Annotated in this window: 21 protein-coding genes; 14 read left to right on the top strand and 7 right to left on the bottom strand. The window is 56.3% G+C overall.

Annotation, left to right across the window (positions count from 1 at the left end; translation table 11 throughout):
• The first annotated feature begins 18 nt into the window (after window positions 1–18).
• Both SK50_RS17200 and pbpG read left to right on the top strand, forming a co-directional pair.
• A complete protein-coding gene (locus SK50_RS17200) occupies window positions 19–606 on the top strand; it encodes a Yip1 family protein (protein WP_003859296.1) in 588 nt (195 codons plus the stop codon).
• Between the two features lie 167 nt (window positions 607–773).
• Window positions 774–1,697, top strand: coding sequence for a D-alanyl-D-alanine endopeptidase (pbpG, locus tag SK50_RS17195; protein WP_015572329.1), 924 nt, complete (start codon window positions 774–776; stop codon window positions 1,695–1,697).
• 105 nt (window positions 1,698–1,802) lie between these two features.
• Here the strand turns inward: pbpG and SK50_RS17190 are convergent, their stop codons facing one another.
• On the bottom strand, window positions 1,803–2,357 hold the full coding sequence (locus SK50_RS17190) for a GNAT family N-acetyltransferase (protein WP_015572330.1): 555 nt from the start codon (window positions 2,355–2,357) through the stop codon (window positions 1,803–1,805).
• A 102-nt stretch (window positions 2,358–2,459) separates the two neighbouring features.
• The gene (gene dld / locus SK50_RS17185; protein ID WP_048229750.1) at window positions 2,460–4,217 is read right to left on the bottom strand and encodes a D-lactate dehydrogenase; all 1,758 of its coding nucleotides are present in this window, start codon (window positions 4,215–4,217) and stop codon (window positions 2,460–2,462) included.
• Between the two features lie 189 nt (window positions 4,218–4,406).
• Here dld and bglX point away from each other — a divergent pair, with 189 nt between their 5' ends.
• From bglX to SK50_RS17160, 5 genes are all read left to right on the top strand, one after another.
• Complete coding sequence (bglX, locus tag SK50_RS17180; RefSeq protein ID WP_048229748.1) at window positions 4,407–6,704, top strand: beta-glucosidase BglX; 2,298 nt, start codon at window positions 4,407–4,409, stop codon at window positions 6,702–6,704.
• Window positions 6,705–6,840: 136 nt separating this feature from the next.
• Window positions 6,841–7,758 carry a glycine betaine ABC transporter substrate-binding protein OsmF gene (locus SK50_RS17175; RefSeq protein ID WP_015572333.1) on the top strand — a complete coding sequence of 306 codons (918 nt, stop codon included), beginning with the start codon at window positions 6,841–6,843 and terminating at the stop codon, window positions 7,756–7,758.
• Between the two features lie 12 nt (window positions 7,759–7,770).
• The gene (locus tag SK50_RS17170) at window positions 7,771–8,928 is read left to right on the top strand and encodes an ABC transporter permease (RefSeq protein WP_045343775.1); all 1,158 of its coding nucleotides are present in this window, start codon (window positions 7,771–7,773) and stop codon (window positions 8,926–8,928) included.
• Entirely contained in the window at window positions 8,921–9,871 is a 951-nt protein-coding gene (locus SK50_RS17165) for an ABC transporter ATP-binding protein (protein WP_015572334.1), read from the top strand. The genes SK50_RS17170 and SK50_RS17165 overlap by 8 nt, the downstream gene beginning before the upstream one ends.
• On the top strand, window positions 9,855–10,592 hold the full coding sequence (locus tag SK50_RS17160; RefSeq protein ID WP_017383373.1) for an ABC transporter permease: 738 nt from the start codon (window positions 9,855–9,857) through the stop codon (window positions 10,590–10,592). The genes SK50_RS17165 and SK50_RS17160 overlap by 17 nt, the downstream gene beginning before the upstream one ends.
• Here the strand turns inward: SK50_RS17160 and SK50_RS23380 are convergent.
• A complete protein-coding gene (locus SK50_RS23380) occupies window positions 10,567–10,680 on the bottom strand; it encodes a protein YohO (protein ID WP_017383372.1) in 114 nt (37 codons plus the stop codon). The two genes, SK50_RS17160 and SK50_RS23380, sit on opposite strands and share 26 nt — an antisense overlap.
• Window positions 10,681–10,749: 69 nt before the next feature.
• Complete coding sequence (gene mlrA, locus SK50_RS17155) at window positions 10,750–11,490, bottom strand: HTH-type transcriptional regulator MlrA (RefSeq protein ID WP_017693055.1); 741 nt, start codon at window positions 11,488–11,490, stop codon at window positions 10,750–10,752.
• 218 nt (window positions 11,491–11,708) lie between these two features.
• On the opposite strand from mlrA, the gene SK50_RS17150 reads away from it, so the two are divergent.
• Genes SK50_RS17150 through SK50_RS17140 form a run of 3 tightly spaced genes read left to right on the top strand, consistent with a single transcriptional unit; the run spans window position 11,709 to window position 14,624 of the window.
• Complete coding sequence (locus SK50_RS17150; RefSeq protein WP_032648895.1) at window positions 11,709–13,394, top strand: sensor histidine kinase; 1,686 nt, start codon at window positions 11,709–11,711, stop codon at window positions 13,392–13,394.
• Window positions 13,388–14,107: a two-component system response regulator BtsR gene (gene btsR, locus SK50_RS17145; protein ID WP_015572336.1), complete on the top strand. Its 720-nt coding sequence runs from the start codon at window positions 13,388–13,390 to the stop codon at window positions 14,105–14,107. The genes SK50_RS17150 and btsR overlap by 7 nt, the downstream gene beginning before the upstream one ends.
• A 46-nt stretch (window positions 14,108–14,153) precedes the next feature.
• The gene (locus tag SK50_RS17140) at window positions 14,154–14,624 is read left to right on the top strand and encodes a YehS family protein (protein WP_015572337.1); all 471 of its coding nucleotides are present in this window, start codon (window positions 14,154–14,156) and stop codon (window positions 14,622–14,624) included.
• Window positions 14,625–14,732: 108 nt separating this feature from the next.
• Here the strand turns inward: SK50_RS17140 and metG are convergent, their stop codons facing one another.
• Complete coding sequence (gene metG / locus SK50_RS17135; RefSeq protein WP_015572338.1) at window positions 14,733–16,766, bottom strand: methionine--tRNA ligase; 2,034 nt, start codon at window positions 16,764–16,766, stop codon at window positions 14,733–14,735.
• 137 nt (window positions 16,767–16,903) lie between these two features.
• Here metG and apbC point away from each other — a divergent pair, with 137 nt between their 5' ends.
• A complete protein-coding gene (gene apbC, locus SK50_RS17130; protein ID WP_017383367.1) occupies window positions 16,904–18,013 on the top strand; it encodes an iron-sulfur cluster carrier protein ApbC in 1,110 nt (369 codons plus the stop codon).
• Window positions 18,014–18,102: 89 nt separating this feature from the next.
• Here apbC and SK50_RS17125 read toward each other — a convergent pair whose 3' ends face one another.
• Together SK50_RS17125 and SK50_RS17120 are read right to left on the bottom strand one after the other, a co-directional pair.
• Window positions 18,103–18,582 (bottom strand): GNAT family N-acetyltransferase, encoded by a 480-nt coding sequence (locus SK50_RS17125; protein ID WP_032619327.1) that lies wholly within the window; start codon window positions 18,580–18,582, stop codon window positions 18,103–18,105.
• On the bottom strand, window positions 18,533–18,865 hold the full coding sequence (locus SK50_RS17120; RefSeq protein WP_017383366.1) for an RcnB family protein: 333 nt from the start codon (window positions 18,863–18,865) through the stop codon (window positions 18,533–18,535). The genes SK50_RS17125 and SK50_RS17120 overlap by 50 nt, the downstream gene beginning before the upstream one ends.
• A gap of 482 nt (window positions 18,866–19,347) precedes the next feature.
• Here SK50_RS17120 and SK50_RS17115 point away from each other — a divergent pair, with 482 nt between their 5' ends.
• The 3 genes from SK50_RS17115 to SK50_RS17105 are packed head-to-tail and all read left to right on the top strand — an operon-like array spanning window position 19,348 to window position 23,134.
• Complete coding sequence (locus SK50_RS17115) at window positions 19,348–20,487, top strand: polysaccharide export protein (RefSeq protein WP_045343770.1); 1,140 nt, start codon at window positions 19,348–19,350, stop codon at window positions 20,485–20,487.
• Entirely contained in the window at window positions 20,487–20,936 is a 450-nt protein-coding gene (locus SK50_RS17110; RefSeq protein ID WP_017383364.1) for an arsenate reductase/protein-tyrosine-phosphatase family protein, read from the top strand. The genes SK50_RS17115 and SK50_RS17110 overlap by 1 nt, the downstream gene beginning before the upstream one ends.
• Window positions 20,936–23,134 carry a polysaccharide biosynthesis tyrosine autokinase gene (locus SK50_RS17105; protein ID WP_045343767.1) on the top strand — a complete coding sequence of 733 codons (2,199 nt, stop codon included), beginning with the start codon at window positions 20,936–20,938 and terminating at the stop codon, window positions 23,132–23,134. The genes SK50_RS17110 and SK50_RS17105 overlap by 1 nt, the downstream gene beginning before the upstream one ends.
• The last annotated feature ends 27 nt before the right edge of the window (window positions 23,135–23,161 follow it).

Raw genomic sequence — 23,161 nt, 5'->3', positions numbered from 1 at the left:
CGACAACAAGGGGGCGTTATGAACCATGTCTGGGGACTTTTCTCCCATCCCGATCGTGAAATGCAGGTGATCCGTAACGAGAACGAAACGGTCGCGCATCACTATACCCACCATGTCCTGCTGATGGCAGCGGTGCCGGTGGTCTGCGCGTTTATTGGTACTACGCAGATAGGCTGGAACTTTGGTGACGGCACCGTGGTTCAGCTTTCCTGGTTTACCGGACTGTACCTGGCCATTCTGTTTTATGGCCTGATGCTGGCCGGGGTGGCGGTGATGGGGCGGGTCATCCACTGGATGGCGCGCAACTATCCGCAGCGCCCGTCGCTGGCACACTGTATGGTCTTCGCCGGATACGTCGCGACCCCGCTGTTTTTGAGCGGTATTGTCGCGCTCTATCCACTGGTCTGGCTGTGCGCGCTGATCGGTACGGTTGCCCTCTTTTACACCGGTTATCTGCTGTATGTAGGGGTGCCAACCTTCCTCAATATCAATAAAGAAGAGGGCCTGAGCTTCTCCAGCTCTACGCTTGCCATCGGCGTACTGGTCCTTGAGGCGCTACTGGCCCTGACAGTTATTCTTTGGGGTTATGGATACCGTCTCTTTTAAGTTCCCTGCATTGCTGGCGTAAATGCCAGCAATGCAGCATCTGGTTATGATTCTCCGCTGGCGACAACGCACGGTGATCGCTATGATGCCGAAGCCAGCCTGTGTTTATCCGTTGACACAGGCGGTGTACGTCATAACGTGCGTGAATCATTATCAGAAGTCTCATCATGCTGAAATTTCGAGTGTCACTCCTTAGTCTTGCGCTGCTGCTGGGCGTCTCCGCTACCGCGCCAGCCATCGCCAAAACGACCGCAGTCGCCACCGCTGCTGCGCAACCCCAGATTGCGTCCGGCAGCGCGATGATCGTTGACCTGAATACCAACAAGGTGATCTACGCCAGTCATCCGGATCTGGTGCGCCCGATCGCTTCCATAACCAAAGTCATGACCGCGATGGTGGTGCTTGATGCACGACTGCCGCTGGACGAAAAGCTGAAGGTGGATATCAGCCACACGCCAGAGATGAAAGGGATCTACTCTCGCGTGCGTCTGAACAGTGAAATCAGCCGTAAAAATATGCTGCTGCTGGCGCTGATGTCCTCTGAGAACCGCGCGGCGGCAAGCCTTGCCCACCATTATCCTGGTGGTTACGACGCGTTTATCCGCGCGATGAACGCCAAAGCCAAAGCGCTGGGGATGAAAAATACCCATTTCGTAGAGCCAACCGGTCTGTCGATTCATAACGTCTCGACGGCGCGTGATTTAACCAAGCTGCTGATCGCCAGTAAGCAATACCCGCTGATCGGTCAGCTCAGTACCACGCGTGAGGAGATGGCGACATTCTCGAACCCGGCGTATACGCTGCCGTTCCGCAACACTAACCATCTGGTGTATCGCGATAACTGGAATATTCAGTTAACCAAGACCGGATTCACTAATGCGGCAGGGCACTGCCTGGTGATGCGCACCGTGTTTAACGGTAAGCCAGTGGCGCTGGTGGTGATGGATGCCTTCGGCAAATATACCCACTTTGCGGACGCCAGCCGCCTGCGCACCTGGATTGAAACCGGGAAAGTGCAGCCGGTGCCGGCTTCAGCGCTGGCGTATAAAAAGCAGAAAGCGGAACAGATGGCGACGGCGCAGAACGACTGAGCCGCCTGTCTGTGCCGGGTGGCGGCTTCGCCTTACCCGGCCTACGGCCCTAAAGCGGCCCCGATACGTAGGCCCGGTAAGCGAAGCGCCACCGGGCGAAAGCGCCTACTCCGGCAGCGTCCAGTCACCATCGTTGAGTGGACGCTGCATGATCAACGTATCCCGCCAGTCGCCCTTCTTATACCCCACGCTGCGCAGTTGACCGACAACCTCGAAGCCATGTTTTTTATGCAGCCGTAACGATCCCGCATTATTGTTTCCGTCACCAACCACGGCAATCATCTGCCGCCAGGGTCCTTGTTCACAACGGGCGATCAGTGCCTGGAGTAAGGCCGAGCCAAACCCGCGCCCGGTAGTGCTGGCATCCACATAGATGGATTCCTCAAGGGTGTACCGGTAGGCCTGGCGTGGACGATAAAACGTGGCGTAGCAGTAGCCGACAACAATGCCGCGATACAGCGCAACCAGCCACGGTAAACCGCTGTCGGTCACGCTCTTCATCCGCTGACGCATCTCATCGACGGTGGGAGGAATTTCCTCGAAGGACGCACGGCCATGAAGCACATGCCAGGCGTATATCGCCGAGATGGCATGCGCATCGTCAGGAAGGGCGTCGCGCACCTCGATTTCAGTTTCGGGGAAAATTTCTACAGCCGACATGTTCTGCCCGCTCCTTGTTTGGAAAGCCAGAGAAACGTTTCTCTGGCAACAGGCAGATACTCTAGTACGTTTGAGGAGGGCTTAACAATCTCTTAAATTTGGCTATAAGAGTTCATCAGAGGCTTGCGTATTGTGTTCCTCTGTTTCGGCACTCTCTTTCCAGTATTTCTTCCGCGTTGTCTTACCAATGCCCGGGTTCATACTGTTTGTAGGGTCATTTTTGCGATAAAACTGTTTAAGCGTCTCCGGCGCTTTGTACAGGTGTCCTACGTTGTGCTCGGCAGGATATTGCGCGCCACGCTCGTGCAGCAGCGCCAGCATCTGTTCTTTCAGCGCGTGTGCATCAACCCCTTTTTTGACGATGTAATCCTGATGGAAGACATAGCACATAAAGTGGCCGTAATAGAGCTTATGCACCAGCTTGCTGTCGATCTCCGGCGGCAGATGTTCAAACCACTCGGTATCGTTGCGACGCAGGGCGATATCCAGCGCCAGAATATCCTCCACCTCTTCGGAATGCACCGCCTGATAACGGATGGCAGCACCCGCCGCGGCGAAGCGGTGCAGGAAGGCTTTGCTGCCTTCTTCCGGCGTACAGGCAAAGAAATCCCCGTCGGCGGTTTTGAAGAATTCGGTGAGCCAGCTCTGCGCTTCGGCAATGCCGTCCCCGGCCATTTTCAGCAGCAGATGGTGCTCATACTTGTCGCGCCAGGTCTTCATCCGCTCCGGTAAATGCGCCGGGAAGACGTGGCCCAGCTTCTGCATAAAGCGGTCGGTGAAGTGCGGTTTGAACAACGATACTTTCTCCAGCATCGCGTCGGTGCGGCCCTTCATAGTGAAGAAGAACGGCATTTTGTCGGTGCCGAGCTTGTCGATCATCAGGAAGGTATCTTTGCCGTAGCGCTCGGCGATGTCGTAAATGTCCCGGTGCATATACTCGCCCGCCACCGGCAGATGAGTGAACTCGGCCAGAATATGACGACGGATCTCCGTCAGCACCTCCGGCTGATTGGTGCCGATGTAAAACACCTGCTGCTTTTTCTCTGCCGGGAAGGTATCGAGGCGCACCGCAAAAACGGCCAGCTTGCCCGCGCAGCCGGAGGATTCAAACAGGCGATCCGGATCGGCGTTATAGCGCGCCGGCGTATCGGCATTGATATCGCGCACGCGGGTGATGTAATCGTGGTCATGCGCGTGACGGCCATCGTGCTGAACGTCTTCGTCCTTCACGCGGTCATCGTCAAGTTTGCTGAGGATCTGTTCAGGCGTTACGCCCAGATCGATCCCCAGATGGTTAACCAGCGTCAGCTTGCCGTTTTCATCGATACGGGCGAACAGCGACATTTCCGTGTAAGCCGGGCCGCGCTGCACCAGCGAGCCGCCGGAGTTATTGCAGATCCCGCCGATCACCGAGGCGCCAATGCACGATGAGCCGATCACCGAGTGCGGTTCGCGTCCCAGCGGCTTAAGCGCTTTTTCCAGCGAGTAAAGCGTGGTGCCGGGGAAGGCGAGCACCTGTTCGCCCTTGTCCAGCAGGTGCAGTTTGTCGAGGCGCAGGGTGCTGATAATCACGATGTCACGATCGTAATCGTTGCCGTTCGGCGTGGAGCCTTCGGTCAGGCCGGTATTCGCAGCCTGCATTAAAATAATCTTGTCTGCCGCAACGCAGGCGCTGAGCACGCGCCACAGTTCGAGCAACGTACCGGGGAAGACTACCGCCAGCGCGTCGCCCTGGCCGGAGCGAAAGCCCTTCCGATAGCGGGCGGTTTTGGCCGGGTCGGTAAGCAGGTGAGAGTGACCAACCAGGCGAGACAGTTCGTTAATAAATGTAGTGTTATCGTCAGTTCGAACAGAAGACATCTTCCACTCCTTGTGGTGGGGCAAATTTCTCGCTGTAAAGCATAGCGCGATTAGCCGTTGAGCGGTCGGGTATTCATGAGAAAAATCAGAGAATAACCCTGCAAGGTTTTCAGGCTTTATGGCACACTGCGCTTTTCGCACGGTCTGGCCGGGTGCTTCCCGCGGTTATTGATGAGAGAGAATAACAACATGAAATGGCTATGTTCTGTAGGTGTCGCCGTCAGCCTGGCGCAGCAACCTGCGCAGGCAGAGGATTTGTTTGGTAATCACCCGCTCACGCCCGAAGCCCGCGACGCCTTTGTCACGGATTTACTCAAAAAGATGACGGTCGATGAGAAAATCGGCCAGCTGCGCCTGATCAGCGTCGGTCCGGATAACCCGAAAGAAGCCATTCGCGAGATGATCAAAGACGGGCAGGTAGGGGCCATTTTTAACACCGTTACCCGCCAGGATATCCGCAAGATGCAGGATCAGGTGATGGAGCTGAGCCGCCTGAAAATTCCACTGTTCTTCGCTTATGACGTGGTGCACGGCCAGCGTACCGTCTTCCCGATTAGCCTCGGCTTAGCCTCCTCTTTTAATCTTGATGCGGTGAAAACCGTCGGGCGCGTTTCGGCATATGAAGCCGCAGACGACGGCCTGAATATGACCTGGGCGCCGATGGTTGACGTCTCCCGCGATCCGCGCTGGGGCCGCGCTTCGGAGGGCTTCGGTGAAGACACGTATTTAACCGCCACGATGGGCAAAACCATGGTGGAAGCGATGCAGGGCAAAAGCCCGGCAGATCGTTACTCGGTGATGACCAGCGTCAAGCACTTCGCCGCCTATGGCGCGGTGGAGGGCGGTAAAGAGTACAACACCGTCGACATGAGCCCACAGCGCCTGTTTAACGACTACATGCCGCCATACAAGGCAGGGCTGGACGCGGGGAGCGGCGCGGTGATGGTAGCGCTGAACTCTCTCAACGGCACGCCTGCCACCTCCGATTCGTGGCTGCTGAAAGACGTGTTGCGCGACCAGTGGGGCTTTAAGGGCATTACCGTCTCTGACCACGGCGCGATTAAAGAGCTGATTAAACACGGCACGGCGTCCGATCCGGAAGACGCGGTACGCGTGGCGCTCAAGTCCGGCATCAACATGAGCATGAGCGACGAGTACTACAGCAAATACCTGCCGGGGCTGGTGAAGAGCGGCAAAGTGACGATGGCAGAGCTGGACGACGCCGCTCGCCACGTGCTGAACGTGAAATATGACATGGGGCTGTTTAACGATCCTTACAGCCATCTGGGGCCGAAGGATTCAGACCCGGCGGACACCAACGCCGAAAGCCGTCTGCACCGTAAAGAAGCCCGGGAAGTAGCGCGCGAAAGCCTGGTGCTGCTGAAAAACCGTCTCGACACGCTGCCGCTGAAAAAATCCGGCACCATTGCCGTGGTCGGTCCGCTGGCCGACAGCAAGCGTGACGTCATGGGCAGCTGGTCCGCCGCAGGCGTGGCGGATCAGTCCGTTACCGTGCTGACCGGCATTAAGAGCGCCGTGGGTGATAATGCAAAAGTGGTTTACGCCAAAGGCGCGAACGTCACCAACGATAAAGACATCGTGACCTTCCTCAACCAGTATGAGGAAGCGGTGAAGGTGGATCCGCGCACGCCGAAAGAGATGATCGACGAAGCGGTGAACGCCGCGAAGCAGTCCGACGTGGTGGTCGCGGTGGTGGGTGAAGCGCAGGGGATGGCGCACGAAGCCTCCAGCCGGACCGACATCACTATCCCGCAAAGCCAGCGCGATCTGATCGCGGCCCTGAAAGCCACCGGCAAGCCGCTGGTGCTGGTGCTGATGAACGGGCGTCCGCTGGCGCTGGTGAAAGAAGACCAGCAGGCTGACGCCATTCTGGAAACCTGGTTCGCCGGTACCGAAGGCGGTAACGCCATTGCCGACGTGCTGTTTGGCGATTACAACCCGTCCGGCAAGCTGCCGATGTCCTTCCCGCGCTCCGTCGGGCAGATCCCGGTTTACTACAGCCACCTGAACACCGGTCGTCCGTATAACGCCGACAAGCCGAACAAGTACACGTCTCGTTATTTCGATGAGGCGAACGGCCCGCTGTATCCGTTTGGCTATGGCCTGAGCTACACCACCTTTAAGGTCTCTGACGTGAAAATGTCAGCGCCTACGATGAAGCATGACGGCAAAGTGACCGCCAGCGTGGAGGTGACCAACAGCGGCAAACGCGAAGGCGCGACGGTGATCCAGATGTACATTCAGGATGTCACGGCCTCCATGAGCCGTCCGGTGAAACAGCTGCGCGGCTTCGAGAAGGTCAACCTGAAACCGGGCGAAACCAGAACGGTCAGCTTCCCGATTGACGTGAATGCGCTGAAGTTCTGGAATCAGCAGATGAAATACGATGCCGAGCCTGGCAAATTCAGCGTCTTCATTGGCGTGGATTCCGCCCGCGTGAACAAAGCCGAATTCGAGCTGCAATAATCTTACCTTCCTCCCCATCCCCCGCCTGGCGGGGGATGCCTCTCATCTTGTACGAAAAACGGTTAAATTCGCTGTTTTAAGCTACGCTTTTGTCTCAAGCCTATGAAAAAGGCCACAAAATAATGAGGAAAGCAGAATGACGATTATTAAGGGGATAACAGGATCGGCGGTGCTTCTGGCGGCGCTAAGCCTGCCGCTACAGGCCGCAGAGCCGGTTAAGGTGGGTTCCAAAATTGATACCGAGGGCGCGTTGCTCGGCAATATCATTTTGCAGGTACTCGAAAGCCACGGCGTGAAAACGGTCAATAAAGTACAGCTTGGCACCACGCCTGTCGTGCGCGGTGCCATCACGTCCGGCGAGCTGGATATCTACCCGGAATACACCGGCAACGGGGCATTCTTCTTCAAGGATGAAAACGATCCGGCCTGGAAAAATGCCAAAGCCGGGTACGAAAAAGTCAAAAAGCTGGACGCGGAAAAAAATAAGCTGGTCTGGCTTACGCCGGCACCGGCCAACAACACCTGGACCATCGCGGTGCGTAAAGATATTGCCGAGAAAGGCAAGCTCACCTCGCTTGACGATCTCAGCCGCTACCTGAAAGAGAAGGGCGAGTTTAAGCTCGCGGCCTCGGCAGAGTTTATCGAGCGCGCTGATGCCCTGCCAGCGTTTGAAAAAGCCTATGATTTCAAGCTCGATCAGTCCCAGTTGCTCTCGCTGGCGGGCGGCGACACGGCGGTGACCATTAAGGCGGCGGCGCAGCAAACCTCCGGCGTCAACGCGGCGATGGCCTACGGCACCGACGGCCCGGTCGCGGCGCTTGGTCTGCAAACCCTGACCGACCCGAAAGGCGTTCAGCCCATTTACGCCCCAACCCCGGTCGTGCGCGAGGCGGTGCTGAAAGCCTACCCGGATATTGCGGAATGGCTCAAACCGGTGTTTGAAAAACTGGATGCGAAAACGCTGCAACAGCTGAATGCCAGCATTGCCGTTGAGGGGCTGGATGCCAAAAAGGTGGCTGCCGACTTCCTGAAACAACAAGGGCTTGTGAAGTAACGGGACAAGGCTGTGCCAATAAAATGTCATAACCGCGTCCTGCTGCTGTTGGCCTGTGTGGCCATTGCGGCGGTCGCGTTACCCTTTGTAAATGTCGCGCCAAACCGTCTGGTGTCGGGCGAACCGCGCGCGCTCTGGCAGATCTGGTCATTTACGCCGCTACTGCTGGGCGCGGCGCTGGCGAGTACTGTAGCCTTAGCCTTCTGGCCAGGGCGAGCCGCCCTTTGGCTGACGCTTCTGCTCAGCGAAGCACTGTTTATCGTGCTGTTCTGGAACGCGGGACAGGCGGCAACGCAGATGGCCTCGGTTGAAAGCCCACTGGCGCGCACGTCGATTGGCAGCGGGCTGTGGCTGTGGCTGGCACTTTGTCTGCTGGTCTGTAGCGATGCCATTCGCCGTCTCACGCCGCTACCCGTCTGGCGCTGGCTGCTGAACGCGCAATTCTGGGTTATCCCTCTGCTGATCCTCTTCAGCGGCGATCTGAATCAACTCTCGCTGTTAAAAGAGTACGCCAACCGCCAGGAGGTGTTTGACAACGCGCTGGCGCAACATCTGACGATCCTGTTCGGGACGCTGATCCCGGCGCTGCTGCTGGGCGTGCCGCTGGGCATCGGGTGCTACCGGCATCCCAGCCGCCAGGGGGCCGTCTTTACCGTGCTCAACGTTATTCAGACCATCCCCTCCGTTGCCCTGTTTGGCCTGCTGATTGCCCCCCTGGCCGGTCTGGTGAAATCCTTCCCTGCGTTGGCCGCGGCAGGCATTGCCGGAACCGGGCTGACGCCTGCCCTTATCGCCCTTGTGCTGTATGCGCTGCTGCCGCTGGTGCGCGGCGTGGTGGCGGGGTTAAGCCAGGTTCCGCCTGACGTGCTGGAAAGCGCCCATGCGATGGGGATGAGTGCGCGCCAGTGTTTCTGGAAAATACAGCTGCCGCTTGCGCTTCCGCTGCTGGTTCGCAGCCTGCGGGTGGTGACGGTGCAAACCGTGGGGATGGCGGTGATTGCCGCGCTGATCGGGGCGGGCGGCTTTGGGGCACTGGTGTTCCAGGGGCTGCTGAGCAGCGCGCTGGATCTGGTGCTGCTGGGCGTTGTGCCCACGATTGCGCTGGCGGTCGTACTGGATGCATTGTTTGCCCTGTGGCTCGCGCTGCTCAGGAGAAGAGCCAATGATTGAATTTCATGATGTGAGTAAAACCTTTGCGGGCCGTCCGGCGGCAAGCCACCTCAATCTGCATTTTGCCGAGGGGGCGTTCTCGGTATTGATCGGGACGTCGGGGTCGGGAAAATCGACGACGCTGAAGATGATCAACCGGCTGGTGGAACATGACAGCGGGACGATTCGCTTTGCCGGAGAGGAGATCCGCAGCCTGCCGGTGCTGGAACTGCGGCGGCGTATGGGCTACGCCATTCAGTCCATCGGCCTGTTTCCCCACTGGACGGTGGCCCAGAACATTGCCACCGTGCTACAGCTGGAAAAATGGTCCCGGGGGAAGATCAATGAGCGTGTCGACGAGCTGATGGCGCTGCTGGGCCTGGACGCGTCGCTTCGCGACCGCTATCCGCACCAGCTTTCCGGCGGACAGCAGCAGCGGGTCGGGGTGGCGCGCGCGCTGGCCGCTAACCCGCAGGTGCTGCTGATGGATGAGCCCTTCGGCGCGCTGGATCCGGTCACCCGCGGCGCACTTCAGGCGGAGATGAGTCGCATCCACCGTATTCTAGGGCGCACCATCGTGCTGGTGACGCATGATATCGACGAAGCGCTGCGGCTGGCCGATCGTCTGATACTGATGGATCACGGCGAAGTCGTCCAGCAGGGTACGCCGCTTGAGCTGTTAACCTCGCCGGCGAATGATTTTGTGCGTGAATTTTTTGGCCGCAGCGAGCTGGGCGTCAGGCTGCTCTCGCTGCGCACCGTCAGGGACTATCTGCGTCCGCAGGATGCGCAAATCGGTGGTGAACCGCTGCACGATGGGATGAGCCTGCGCGATGCCCTGTCGGCGTTTGTCGCCCGGCAGTGCGAGGTGTTACCCGTTGCGGACGGGCAGGGGACGCCATGTGGGACGATCCATTTTCGCGATCTGCTGGCGGGGGAGGTGACGCGTGAAGTGGGTCCGTGATCCGTTACTCTGGCTGACAGGGCTGTTTATCGCCTTACTCTACCTGATGCCGCACAGCGCGGCGCTGTTTAATGCGCTTATCCCCGGGCTGCCGCGCCCGGTGTACCAGCAGGAGAGCTTTGTTAATCTCACCCTGGCGCACTTCTGGCTGGTGGCGGTGTCAAGCGTGATTGCCATCGTGCTGGGCACAGGCGCCGGGATTGCGGTGACGAGACCCGCGGGCAGGGAGTTTCGTCCGCTGGTGGAGACCATCGCCGCAACGGGGCAGACTTTCCCGCCGGTGGCCGTGCTGGCGATTGCCGTGCCGGCGATCGGTTTTGGGCAGGAGCCTGCCATCATTGCGCTGATTTTGTACGGCGTGTTGCCCATTCTGCAAGGGACGCTGGCGGGGATTGCGGCGGTGCCTGCATCGGTGCTGAGCGTAGCGGAAGGGATGGGGATGAGCGCCTGGCAGCGGCTGGTGAAGGTCGAACTGCCGCTGGCCGCACCGGTGATTATCGCCGGCGTGCGAACGTCCGTGATTATCAACATTGGTACGGCAACCATCGCCTCGACGGTCGGAGCCAATACGCTGGGAACGCCGATCATTATCGGGTTAAGCGGGTTTAATACGGCTTACATTATTCAGGGGGCGGTTCTGGTTGCGCTGGCGGCGATTGTGGTGGATCGCCTGTTTGAACGCCTGGCCGGATACCTCAGCCAACACCGCCGCGAACAATAAATGAATAACCTGCAAGCATAACGCCACCGATACCGCTGATGGCCATCAGTGCAAAGAGGGTAATTACGGCCAGTTTCGTTGCCTTCATCATGTGCTCCTGTTGTTAACGGAACAATTATACGGTGAAGCGCAGCTGTTAATGAACCATTAAATGCCGTTACGACGCATTTGGCCCCAGCGAGTAAACGGGATAACCATGTTCGCGCCATTCCGTCAGGAGCTGCTGCTGGGAAGCGGAGGGGACTTCGCCGCACCAGACCAGCAGCGTCTGTCCCTCAAACAGTTCCGGCCTGAGCTGGGCCAGGGAGTGGGCAAGCACGTCAACGCGCCAGCCCTGCTGGGTGGCAATCCAGGCTTCGAGCCACAGTCGGGTGGTATCGTGTACGTTCCAGCCGATCACCAGCGCATCTTTGCTGTTTTTATTCCGCGCTGAGGCAAGACAGACGGAAATATAGTTAATCAGCACGCCATCAAGCATGCTGAGCAGTGCCTGTAAGGTGGTTTGCTGACACTGAAGCCGACGCCGTAGGGGAATAAAAAGATGGGTGATCAAGGTTTGCGCCGGGTAGTCTCGACCCTGTTCTTTGATCCAGCCGCGCAGACGCTGCAAATTGCCACTCTGCAACAGCCTCAGCAGCGTTTCCTGCTGCTCGCGCCAGAGAAGCTGCGTATCTGGATCGTCCTGGCTCAGAAGCGATTTTACCTTGCCGACCTGTACGCCATTGTCGATCCAGCTTTTGATCTCGCGGATCCGGTCAATATCCGCATCGTTAAACAGGCGGTGCCCCCCGTCCGTTCTTTGCGGCTTAAGCAATCCATACCGTCGCTGCCACGCCCGTAGCGTAACGGGATTGATATCACACAGGAGTGCCACTTCACCTATTGTGTAAAGCGCCATTTTCGCCCCCAGGCTTGCGCGTCCCCAGCTTAACTGTAGACCCACTTTGCGGAACCAGGAAGATTTGATTCTTTTTTGTACAAATTATACGAAAGACAGGTTATCTCCGGCAAAAGGTGTGATGGCGGACACGATTTATCGCTTTTTTGGCACGTTTCAAAGAAAGTTAACCGCTATCAGTGTATGTTACGCGTTTTTAGAATGTGCGGTTTGTGAGTATGTACGAGTTTAATCTGGTGCTGCTGTTGCTTCAGCAGATGTGCGTGTTCCTTGTCATCGCCTGGTTGATGAGCAAAACGCGCCTGTTTATCCCGCTGATGCAGGTCACCGTCCGTCTGCCGCACAAATTCCTCTGCTACGTCGTATTTTCCATATTCTGCATTATGGGGACCTGGTTTGGTCTCCATATCGAAGATTCCATCGCCAATACGCGCGCCATCGGCGCGGTAATGGGCGGGCTGCTCGGAGGCCCGGTTGTCGGCGGTCTGGTGGGGTTAACCGGCGGCCTGCACCGCTATTCGATGGGCGGTATGACGGCGCTGAGCTGCATGATCTCCACCATCGTCGAAGGGCTGCTCGGTGGTCTCGTCCACAGCTATATGATTAAGCGCGGTCGCCCGGATAAAGTGTTCAGTCCCTTTACCGCAGGGGCGATTACCTTCGTGGCGGAAATGGCGCAGATGGCGATCATCCTGCTGATCGCGCGCCCGTTTGACGATGCGTTACATCTGGTCAGCAGCATTGCCGCACCGATGATGGTCACCAATACCGTAGGTGCGGCGCTGTTTATGCGCATTCTGCTCGACAAACGCGCCATGTTCGAAAAATACACCTCGGCATTTTCTGCCACCGCCTTAAAAGTTGCGGCGTCGACGGAAGGGATCCTGCGGCAGGGATTCAACGAGGAGAACAGTATGAAGGTGGCGCAGGTGCTGTATAAAGAGCTGGATATCGGAGCCGTGGCGATTACCGATCGCGAGAAGCTGCTGGCGTTTACCGGTACCGGCGACGACCACCATCTGCCGGGCAAACCGATCTCCTCGGCCTATACCCTGCGCGCTATTGAAACGGGTGAAGTGGTGTATGCCGACGGAAATGAAGTGCCGTACCGCTGTTCCCTGCATCCGCAGTGCAAACTCGGCTCTACGCTGGTCATTCCCCTGCGGGGTGAAAACCAGCGCGTCATGGGCACTATTAAGCTTTACGAAGCCAAAAACCGCCTGTTCAGCTCCATCAACCGCACGCTGGGGGAGGGGATCGCCCAGCTGCTTTCGGCGCAAATCCTGGCGGGGCAGTATGAACGGCAAAAAGCGCTGCTGACGCAGTCAGAAATTAAGCTCCTGCACGCTCAGGTGAACCCGCATTTCCTGTTTAACGCGCTCAACACGCTGAAGGCGGTGATCCGCCGCGACAGCGATCAGGCCGCGCAGCTGGTGCAATTTCTCTCGACCTTTTTCCGCAAAAATCTGAAGCGACCCTCGGAGATCGTCACCCTCGCGGACGAGATTGAGCATGTAAACGCCTATCTGCAAATTGAAAAAGCGCGCTTCCAGTCACGTTTACAGGTGTCGTTATCCGTCCCGGACGATCTGGCGTATCAGCATCTTCCGGCCTTTACCCTGCAACCGATTGTAGAAAATGCCATTAAGCATGGGACGTCGCAGCTGCTGGGAAGTGGAGAGATTATGATTTCCGCTTCCCGTTTTAACCGCCATCTGGTGCTGGATATTGAAGACAACGCGGGGCTGTATGAAGCTTCCGCGTCAGGCGGTCTGGGCATGAGCCTGGTGGATAAACGCCTGCGCGCGCATTTTGGTGACGACTGCGGTATCACCGTCGCCTGTGAGCCAGACCGCTATACCCGAATTACCTTACGATTGCCGCTGGAGGAGAACGCATGTTAAGAGTGCTGATTGTCGATGATGAGCCGTTAGCACGGGAAAACCTGCGTGTTCTGTTGCAGGAGCAGAGTGATATCGAGGTTGTGGGGGAATGTGCCAATGCGATTGAAGGCATCGGTGCGGTGCATAAACTGCGCCCGGACGTGCTGTTCCTCGATATTCAGATGCCGCGCATCAGCGGGCTGGAGATGGTCGGCATGCTCGACCCGGAGCACCGTCCCTATATCGTCTTTCTGACGGCCTTTGATGAGTACGCGGTAAAGGCGTTTGAAGAGCACGCATTTGATTATCTGCTGAAGCCGATTGAAGAGAAACGGCTTGAAAAGACCCTGACCCGCCTGCATCAGGAGCGTACCGTGCAGGACGTGACGCTGCTGCCGGAGCATCAGCAGCCCCTGAAGTTTATACCCTGTACCGGGCACAGCCGGATTTACCTCCTGCAAATGGACGACGTTGCCTTTGTCAGCAGCCGTCTGAGCGGGGTATACGTCACCAGCGCTGAAGGTAACGAAGGCTTTACCGAGCTGACCCTGCGCACGCTGGAGAGCCGCACGCCGCTAATCCGCTGCCATCGTCAGTATCTGGTGAACATGGCGCACCTGAAAGAGATCCGTCTGGAAGATAACGGCCAGGCCGAGCTGGTGTTACGTGCCGGGCAAACCGTTCCCGTCAGTCGTCGCTACCTGAAAAGTTTGAAAGAGGCGATAGGGCTGTAAAACTGGTACACTGCGCGCCATTGCATCATCGACATTCGAAGGCTCTATGCTAAGTAACGATATTCTTCGTAGCCTGCGCTACACCCTGAAAGCGAACAATAATGACATGGTGCGCATTCTTGCGCTCTCCGACATGGAATCCACGTCCGCCGGGTTCGACACCTGGATGACTAAAGAAGATGAAGAGGGTTTTGTTCGCTGCCCGGACATTATTCTGTCGGGCTTTCTGAATGGCCTGATCTACGACAAGCGCGGCAAAGATGAATCTGCGCCTGAGCTGGCGCTGGAGCGTCGGGTGAATAACAACACGGTGCTGAAAAAGCTGCGTATTGCTTTCTCCCTGAAAACTGACGACATTCTGGCGATCATGACCGAGCAGAAATTTCGCGTGTCGATGCCGGAAATCACCGCCATGATGCGCGCGCCGGATCATAAGAATTACCGCGAGTGTGGGGATCAGTTTCTGCGTTATTTCCTGCGTGGGTTGACGCAGCGGGTGCATAACCAGAAGGGGTGATTTTAGCCGGATGGCGGCTTCGCCTGACCCGGCCTACAAAACCCGTAGGCCCGTGCAAGCGTAGCGCCGCCGGGCAAAAAAAAGCCGGATTCTCATCCGGCTTTTTTATTACTTCACCTGCTGACCCGGCTTCGCGCCTTCGTCAGGGCTTAACAGGAAGATATCTTTCCCGCCCGGGCCTGCGGCCATCACCATCCCCTCAGAGATGCCGAAGCGCATTTTGCGCGGCGCCAGGTTTGCCACCATCACGGTCTGACGACCAATCAGCACCTGCGGATCGGGATACGCGGAACGAATGCCGGAGAAGACGTTACGCTTCTCGCCGCCCAGATCCAGGGTCAGACGCAGCAGTTTGTCAGAACCTTCCACGAACTCCGCGTTTTCGATCAGCGCCACGCGCAGGTCGACTTTGGCGAAATCATCAAAGGTGATGGTCTCCTGAATCGGATCGTCCGCCAGCGGGCCGGTCACCGGTGCGGCGGCCGCTTTCACCTCTTCTTTGGATGCTTCCACCAGCGCGTCAACCTGCTTCATCTCGATGCGGTTATACAGCGCCTTGAAGGTGTTCACCTTGTGGCCGAGCAGCGGCTGCTGGATGGCATCCCAGGTCAGTTCGGTGTTCAGGAATGCTTCCGCGCGGGCTGCCAGCTGCGGCAGAACCGGCTTGAGCCAGGTCATCAGCACGCGGAACATGTTCAGACCCATGGTGCAGATCGCCTGCAAGTCGGCGTCGCGGCCTTCCTGTTTCGCCACCACCCACGGCGCCTGCTCGTCGACATAGCGGTTGGCCACGTCTGCCAGCGCCATGATTTCGCGAATGGCTTTACCGAATTCACGGCTTTCCCAGGCTTCGCCAACCGCAGCGGCGGCGTCGGTGAAGGTTTTATACAGCTCAGGATCGGCCAGTTCCGCAGAGAGCACGCCGTCAAAGCGTTTGGCGATAAAACCTGCGTTACGGGACGCCAGGTTCACCACCTTGTTGACGATGTCCGCGTTCACGCGCTGCACGAAATCTTCCAGATTCAGGTCGATATCGTCGATGCGGGAAGAGAGCTTCGCGGTGTAGTAGTAGCGCAGGCTGTCCGCGTCGAAGTGGTTCAGCCAGGTGCTGGCCTTAATAAACGTCCCGCGAGATTTAGACATCTTCGCGCCGTTCACCGTTACGTAGCCATGTACGAACAGGTTGGTCGGCTTGCGGAAGTTGCTGCCTTCCAGCATTGCTGGCCAGAACAGGCTGTGGAAGTAAACGATGTCTTTACCGATGAAGTGATACAGCTCGGCATCGGAATCTTTCTTCCAGTATTCGTCGAAGCTGACGGTGTCGCCGCGCTTGTCACACAGATTCTTGAACGACCCCATGTAGCCAATCGGCGCATCCAGCCAGACGTAAAAATATTTTCCCGGCGCGTTCGGGATTTCGAAGCCAAAGTAGGGCGCATCGCGGGAGATATCCCACTGTTGCAGACCGGATTCGAACCACTCCTGCATTTTGTTCGCGACCTGCTCCTGCAATGCACCGCTGCGGGTCCACGCCTTCAGCATTTCGCTGAACGACGGCAGGTCGAAGAAGAAGTGCTCGGAGTCACGCATCACCGGCGTCGCGCCGGAAACCACGGATTTCGGTTCGATAAGCTCGGTCGGGCTGTAGGTCGCGCCGCACACTTCGCAGTTATCGCCGTACTGATCCGGGGATTTACATTTCGGACAGGTGCCTTTGACGAAACGGTCCGGCAGGAACATGCCTTTTTCCGGATCGTACAGCTGAGAGATGGTGCGGTTTTTAATGAAACCGTTCTCTTTCAGACGGGTGTAGATCAGCTCTGACAGCTCGCGGTTTTCGTCGCTGTGCGTGGAGTGATAGTTGTCATAGCTGATGTCAAAGCCAGCAAAATCGGTCTGATGCTCCTGACTCATTTCGGCGATCATCTGTTCCGGGGAAATGCCCAGCTGCTGCGCTTTCAGCATGATCGGCGTGCCGTGGGCATCGTCCGCACAGATGAAGTTCACCTCGTGGCCGCGCATTCGCTGGTAACGGACCCAGACATCAGCCTGGATATGCTCCAGCATGTGGCCGAGGTGGATTGAGCCGTTGGCGTACGGCAGGGCGCACGTTACCAGAATTTTTTTCGCGACTTGAGTCATAGTAGGCATTACTTCTTTTAACTGTGAAAAGGGTTTTCGATATTACCAAAAGGGGCATTATTAAGTAAGCACAAACCGCGGCCTTTCAGGTAAACTTGTTTGTCTAAGGTCTTATTCACAAGAACAAAGGAGTCGGGATGAGTTCTCAATCCCAGGCCAAATCACCGGAAGCCTTACGAGCAATGGTCGCCGGGACGCTGGCTAATTTTCAGCATCCAACCCTGAAGCACAATCTCACGACGCTGAAAGCGCTTCATCACGTCGCATGGCTGGACGATACGCTGCACATTGAGCTTCAGATGCCGTTCGTCTGGACCAGCGCCTTTGATGCTCTGAAAGAGCAAACCAGCTCTGAGCTGCTGCGCATTACCGGCGCAAAAGCAATTGACTGGAAGCTAAGCCACAGCATCGCCACGCTCAAGCGCGTGAAAAATCAGCCGGGCGTTAACGGCGTGAAGAACATCATCGCCGTCAGCTCGGGCAAGGGCGGGGTGGGTAAATCGTCGACCGCCGTGAACCTGGCGCTTGCGCTGGCGGCTGAAGGGGCGAAAGTCGGCATTCTGGATGCGGATATCTACGGCCCGTCCATTCCAAACATGCTGGGGGCGGAAAACCAGCGTCCAACTTCGCCGGACGGCACCCACATGGCGCCAATCGTGGCGCACGGTCTGGCGACCAACTCCATTGGTTACCTGGTCACGGACGATAACGCAATGGTCTGGCGTGGCCCGATGGCCAGCAAGGCGCTGCTGCAAATGTTGCAGGAGACAATGTGGCCTGACCTCGATTATCTGGTACTGGACATGCCGCCGGGCACAGGTGATATCCAGCTGACGCTGGCGCAGAACATCCCGGTCACCGGCGCCGTCGTGGTCACCACGCCGCAGGATATCGCGCTGATCGACGCCAAAAAAGGTATCGTCATGTTCGAGAAGGTAGAGGTGCCGGTACTGGGTATCGTCGAGAACATGAGCATGCATATTTGCAGCAACTGCGGGCACCATGAGCCTATCTTTGGTACCGGTGGCGCCGAAAAGCTGGCGGCGCAATACCACACGCAACTGCTGGGGCAACTGCCGCTGCATATCACACTGCGTGAAGATCTGGATAGCGGTAAGCCAACGGTGGTCAGCCGTCCGGATAGCGAATTCACGGAAATCTATCGTCAGCTGGCGGGGCGCGTTGCGGCGCAGCTTTACTGGCAGGGCGAAGTCATTCCGGGTGAAATCGCCTTCCGCGCGGTGTAACGCCTCTGCGCGTTAGTGCCGGGTGGCGGCTTCGCCTTACCCGGCCTACCTCGATTTTGTAGGTCAGGTAAGCGTAGCGCCACCTGACTTTACCCAAGCCGATAGTGCATCAAATAATACTCTCCGTCCGGAGAATCTCCCGTCGCCTCAATGTGCCAGCCGTGGCGCTGGTAAAACGCAACCGCCCGCTCATTCTTCACCAGACACTTGAGTGAACCCGTGCTGGTAAACGTCTTCTGCACGTGTTCAAGCAACACATGTCCGACGCCCAGGCTCTGATAGTTCGGATCGACAAACAGGTTGTGCAAAAAATTATCGTTCGTCGAGACTGAGGCAAAGCCAAGTCGGTGCCCATCCTGCTCCGCCACCCAAATCCCTTCGTCCAGGGTTGCCGCGTCAAAATCTTCAAGCTGCCACGCAGAACTGTCCATCCACGGCCAGGCTTCACGTCGGGCGTGAAGGAAGAGCGTGCGCAGGAAAGGGCGATCGCTCTCCTGCCACGGACGGATTAGGATCGTATCAGCGGTGATAGAAAATATCTCCGTTATAGGCTTTGTAGATTTTGCCATCGGCATCGCCAATCAGAACATAATTCTCACCCATGTAGGTCCAGTGTGTGCCGGCATCGGGCGCGGGAAGGTTACGCAGCTGGTACTGTTTGATGGTGTACTCAGGCGTCTGATACTGCGCGGGCGCGGTGTCGCCGATTTTAAACTTCGTAAAATCGGCAATAAACTCTTGCTCTTCATAGGCCTTGATGCCGGAAGGCGCTGTCGATGTTTGCGGTGCAGCGTGCGCGGCCCCCGCCAGTGACAGTAATACACCCAGAAGCAACAATTTACGCTTAGCCATTTTTTCTCCAGTCATATCGTTACTGATACTTTTTGTGTGCAGATCCGCTAACGGATGGCAGACAGTTCATTTTAAGTATCCTCACAGGGTGAGTTTGCAAAAAATGTAACAAAAGTGCACGGTTTTGTGTAGTCGCAACCGTCATTAATTATTACTTCGACGAATAAATATGAGCTTATACAGATAACATAATTATTGGTTTATTAATTAATTCTGAAAAAACATTTTCAAGGCAAATTTACTAAGATTCAGGCATGCATTCAACAAATAGAACATTTAAGATTGCCTGAAACCCTCTTTCCGAAAGCCTGATTAAGACAATGCAGGGCTGTAAAGTCTGCCCAAAGGAATGTCGTGTGGTTTTATAAATACTCTTTGTATTTCTGTTAATTCATTGAATAACAGCAAGTTGTGCTTGAGTGAAATGTTAATGTTTTATCCTGTATACGATAATCACTACTATAAAAGATATTATGTAATAAATGAAAAACACAACAGTTGTATCGATATTATTTTTAATTATTACCCCCTTATCTGGCTGCGTATTTTATCCTGGCCAGCATCTCGATCTCGCTGGGAAAAAGATAATTGCCGCAGAAGATGCAAATGATCGTCTTGAGAAACGGATTGATGTTTATCCTCTTACGCCTTCGTTAATTGAAAAATTGCGGCCATCGGTTTTGAAATCTCAGGCAAATCCTAATCTGGATGAACAGGTCAAAAACTGGGAATACCGTATCGGCATTGGGGATATTCTAACCGTCACCGTCTGGGATCACCCTGAACTGACAACCCCGGCAGGGCAGTATCGTAGCGCCAGTGACACCGGTAACTGGGTCAATGCCGACGGCACGCTTTTCTATCCCTATGTCGGTAAATTGCCGGTGGCTGGCAAAACGGTCGCACGGGTACGCGAGGAGATCACGGCCCGGCTGAACAATGTTATTGAAAGCCCGCAGGTGGATGTCAGCGTCGCCTCTTTTCGCTCACAAAAAGCCTATGTGACGGGCGAGGTGGTGAAGTCAGGGCAGCAGGCTATTACCAATATCCCGTTAACGGTCATGGATGCCGTGAACGCCGCTGGGGGGCTCTCTGCCGACGCGGACTGGCGCAATGTCGTGCTGACGCATAATGGGAAGGACACGCGCCTCTCGCTATATGCGCTGATGCAGCATGGCGATCTCACGCAAAATAAGCTGCTCTATCCCGGCGATATTCTGTTTGTCCCCCGTAACGATGCGCTGAAAGTGTTCGTCATGGGCGAGGTCGTTAAACAGAGCACGCTGAAAATGGATCGCAGCGGCATGACCCTGGCCGAAGCGCTGGGCAATGCCGGTGGGCTGAACCAGAATATGGCCGATGCCACCGGAATTTTTGTCATTCGTTCGCTGCCGAAAAGCGAGCGTTCAGAAAAAATTGCCAACCTCTACCAGCTCAATGCTCAGGACGCATCAGCCATGGTGTTAGGCACCGAGTTTCAGCTTGAGCCCTATGACATTGTCTATGTCACCACTGCACCACTGTCCCGCTGGAATCGCGTGATATCACAGCTTGTTCCGACCATCAGCGGGGTGCATGACCTTACCGAAACGGTTCGTTACATCAGATCGTGGCCGCAATAATGTTCAAATCAATACTCGTGGTTTGCACCGGAAATGTCTGCCGTTCTCCGATTGGGGAGCGGCTTTTACGCCAGCACTTGCCCGACAGATATATCGCCTCGGCGGGCATATTCGGGCTTGAAGGGTGCCCGGCGGATGACAGCGCCCAGGACGTAGCCTGGCGGCATGGGATTTCCCTCGACGGTCATGTGGCGCGCAGGCTGACACGCAATTTGATGCAGGGATCCGATCTTATCCTGGTTATGGAGCCGGAACATCTTCGCTTCATTGCGGCCATGGCGCCGGAGATTCGAGGAAAGTCGCTGCTTTTTGGGCAATGGCTGGAGCCGCAGGAGATCCCCGATCCCTACCGTCAAAGCCGGGAAGCGTTTGAATATGTGTTTGGGCTATTGGGTAAAGCCAGTCAGGAATGGGCACGTCGTTTAGGTCAGAAAGGAATGAAGCATTAATGTCGTCTTACACAACAGACAATTATGGTGCAGCGGCACCCCAACAACATGAAGTCGATCTCGTTCGTTTGCTCGTCGAGATGATCGACCACCGCACGATGATTCTGTGCGTGACGTTCCTGTTCATCCTGTGCGCCGGTCTCTATGCCTGGATTGCGCCACCTGTTTATCAGGCGGATGCCATGGTGCAAATTGAAAACAAACAGGATAACAACCTGCTCAAAGGTTTGAGCCAGCTGGGCACCGATGTGTCGCCGGATGTTGCCCCTGAAATTTTACTGCTGAAATCCCGCATGATCCTCGGCGAGACCGTTGACAAATTAGCTCTGACACAGCAGGCAAAGCAGCGCGTTTTGCCTGTGGTGGGGCGTCTCTGGCAGCGTCTGCAAGGGCGTGAGCAGGGCAAAATCACGTTAGGCGAACTCCAGATCCCGCAGGTGGAAGGCAAAGCGCAAGAGCTCACGCTGACCGTACAGGAAGCGGGAAAATATCACCTGACGGGCGAAAACATTGAGGCCGACGGTCAGGTTGGGAAAACGCTGGTTACGCAAGGGATCGTTCTGCTGGTGACGTCGATTGAGGCTGAGCCAGGCACGCAATTTTCGCTTAAGTCGTTGACGCGGCTTGAGACGATCAACGCGCTGAAGAAGCGTCTCACGGTTGCAGAATCGGAGAAACAGAGCGGTATCGTTACCTTAACCCTGACGGGCGAAGACCCTGACAGCATCGCCCGGGTGCTGAATGCAATTGCTGAAAATTATCTCCAGCAAAATATCGCGCGCCAGGAGGCTCAGGATTCTCGTAGTCTGGATTTTTTACAGGAGCAGTTGCCGAAAATCAGCGCGGACCTTGATCAGGCAGAAGCGCGGCTGAATGCCTACCGGGCGCAGCGCGACTCGGTGGACCTGTCTCTGGAGGCAAAATCTGTCCTGGATCAGGTTGTTAACGTTGAGAATCAGCTAAATGAGCTGACGTTCCGGGAGGCAGAGATCTCCCAGCTCTTTAAAAAAAGTCACCCTACCTATCGTGCATTGCATGAAAAGAGACAGACCCTTGAGCGGGAACGGGAGCGTCTCAATAACCGTGTGTCAGCTATGCCCTCCACGCAGCAGGAGATTTTACGCCTGAGCCGCGATGTTGAGTCGGGTCGCACGATTTATTTACAGCTATTGACGCGCCAGCAGGAGCTGAATATTTCCCGCTCCAGCGCTGTCGGAAACGTGAGGATCATTGATGAGGCTGTTACGCTGCCGGACCCGATAAAGCCGCGTAAAGCGTTAATCATCGTTCTTGGCGCGCTGTTCGGGCTAATGCTCTCAATGGGGACCGTGCTGGTACGTCAGGCGTTCAAACGTGGGATCACGCTTTCCGAACAGCTGGAAGCGCAGGGGATGCCGGTTCTGGCTACGTTGCCACGTTCACAGTGGCTGTGGAGTAAAACGCAGTTGCGCAGAAAAAATCCGTTTTCTCGTCGCTGGAAACACAAAACCTCGGATGTGCCTTTCCTGCCCGTCGATCGCCCTGCTGATATGTTTGTTGAAGCAGTACGCGGGCTGCGCACCAGTCTGCATTTCACCATGATGGAGGCTGAGAACCGCATTGTGATGATTTCTGGCCCCACGCAGGACTGCGGAAAAACGCTGGTGGCGACGAATCTGGCGGCCATCGCCGGGCAGAGCGGTCAGCGGGTGCTGTTTATTGATGCGGATATGCGCCAGGGCTATGTTCATAATATTTTTGGTCTGGAGAACCGCCACGGATTGTCCTGCCTGCTCGAAGGAAAACGCGACTTAGCGGAGGTCATTCAGCATGCTGAAAAAGGGGGAATTGACGTCATCACCTGCGGCCCGGACCCCCTGCGCCCGTTAGAATTGCTGTTAAGCGAAAGATTCCTTTCCGTCATGTCCTGGGTTAACGAGCAATATGACATTGTCATCATTGATACTCCGCCGGTCCTGGCCGTCACCGATGCCGCGCTGGTCGCCAGAGCAGCCGGAACAACGCTAATGGTTGCCCGTTTCGATAAAACCAGCGTGAAAGAGATGGAGAATACCGTTAAACGGTTACAGCACGTTGGCGTGAAGGTCAGCGGCACAATCCTCAACGATATTGTTAAATCCGCAGCGCTGTATTACAGCTCGGGGTACAGCCAGTATGAATACGGTTATGCTTCGAGGAAAAAAGGGGAAAGGCGTTAGCGCGGGAAAAACAATCCCTCTCCCGGG

Source organism: Enterobacter sp. BWH64, from assembly GCF_001037645.1.
Classification (GTDB): Bacteria; Pseudomonadota; Gammaproteobacteria; order Enterobacterales; family Enterobacteriaceae; genus Enterobacter; species Enterobacter hormaechei_C.
The sequence above is the reverse complement of the archived record's forward strand: the minus strand, read 5'-3'. Positions and strand labels throughout refer to the sequence as shown.

Coding starts and splice junctions, on each gene's coding strand:
- apbC (WP_017383367.1), top strand. CDS start 16,904: ATGAGTTCTCAATCCCAGGCCAAATCACCGGAAGCCTTACGAGCAATG.
- SK50_RS17120 (WP_017383366.1), bottom strand. CDS start 18,865: ATGGCTAAGCGTAAATTGTTGCTTCTGGGTGTATTACTGTCACTGGCG.
- btsR (WP_015572336.1), top strand. CDS start 13,388: ATGTTAAGAGTGCTGATTGTCGATGATGAGCCGTTAGCACGGGAAAAC.
- SK50_RS17165 (WP_015572334.1), top strand. CDS start 8,921: ATGATTGAATTTCATGATGTGAGTAAAACCTTTGCGGGCCGTCCGGCG.
- metG (WP_015572338.1), bottom strand. CDS start 16,766: ATGACTCAAGTCGCGAAAAAAATTCTGGTAACGTGCGCCCTGCCGTAC.
- bglX (WP_048229748.1), top strand. CDS start 4,407: ATGAAATGGCTATGTTCTGTAGGTGTCGCCGTCAGCCTGGCGCAGCAA.
- SK50_RS17150 (WP_032648895.1), top strand. CDS start 11,709: ATGTACGAGTTTAATCTGGTGCTGCTGTTGCTTCAGCAGATGTGCGTG.
- SK50_RS17115 (WP_045343770.1), top strand. CDS start 19,348: ATGAAAAACACAACAGTTGTATCGATATTATTTTTAATTATTACCCCC.
- SK50_RS17125 (WP_032619327.1), bottom strand. CDS start 18,582: ATGGCAAAATCTACAAAGCCTATAACGGAGATATTTTCTATCACCGCT.
- SK50_RS17110 (WP_017383364.1), top strand. CDS start 20,487: ATGTTCAAATCAATACTCGTGGTTTGCACCGGAAATGTCTGCCGTTCT.
- SK50_RS17105 (WP_045343767.1), top strand. CDS start 20,936: ATGTCGTCTTACACAACAGACAATTATGGTGCAGCGGCACCCCAACAA.
- SK50_RS23380 (WP_017383372.1), bottom strand. CDS start 10,680: ATGAAGGCAACGAAACTGGCCGTAATTACCCTCTTTGCACTGATGGCC.
- SK50_RS17200 (WP_003859296.1), top strand. CDS start 19: ATGAACCATGTCTGGGGACTTTTCTCCCATCCCGATCGTGAAATGCAG.
- SK50_RS17140 (WP_015572337.1), top strand. CDS start 14,154: ATGCTAAGTAACGATATTCTTCGTAGCCTGCGCTACACCCTGAAAGCG.
- mlrA (WP_017693055.1), bottom strand. CDS start 11,490: ATGGCGCTTTACACAATAGGTGAAGTGGCACTCCTGTGTGATATCAAT.
- dld (WP_048229750.1), bottom strand. CDS start 4,217: ATGTCTTCTGTTCGAACTGACGATAACACTACATTTATTAACGAACTG.
- SK50_RS17190 (WP_015572330.1), bottom strand. CDS start 2,357: ATGTCGGCTGTAGAAATTTTCCCCGAAACTGAAATCGAGGTGCGCGAC.
- SK50_RS17175 (WP_015572333.1), top strand. CDS start 6,841: ATGACGATTATTAAGGGGATAACAGGATCGGCGGTGCTTCTGGCGGCG.
- pbpG (WP_015572329.1), top strand. CDS start 774: ATGCTGAAATTTCGAGTGTCACTCCTTAGTCTTGCGCTGCTGCTGGGC.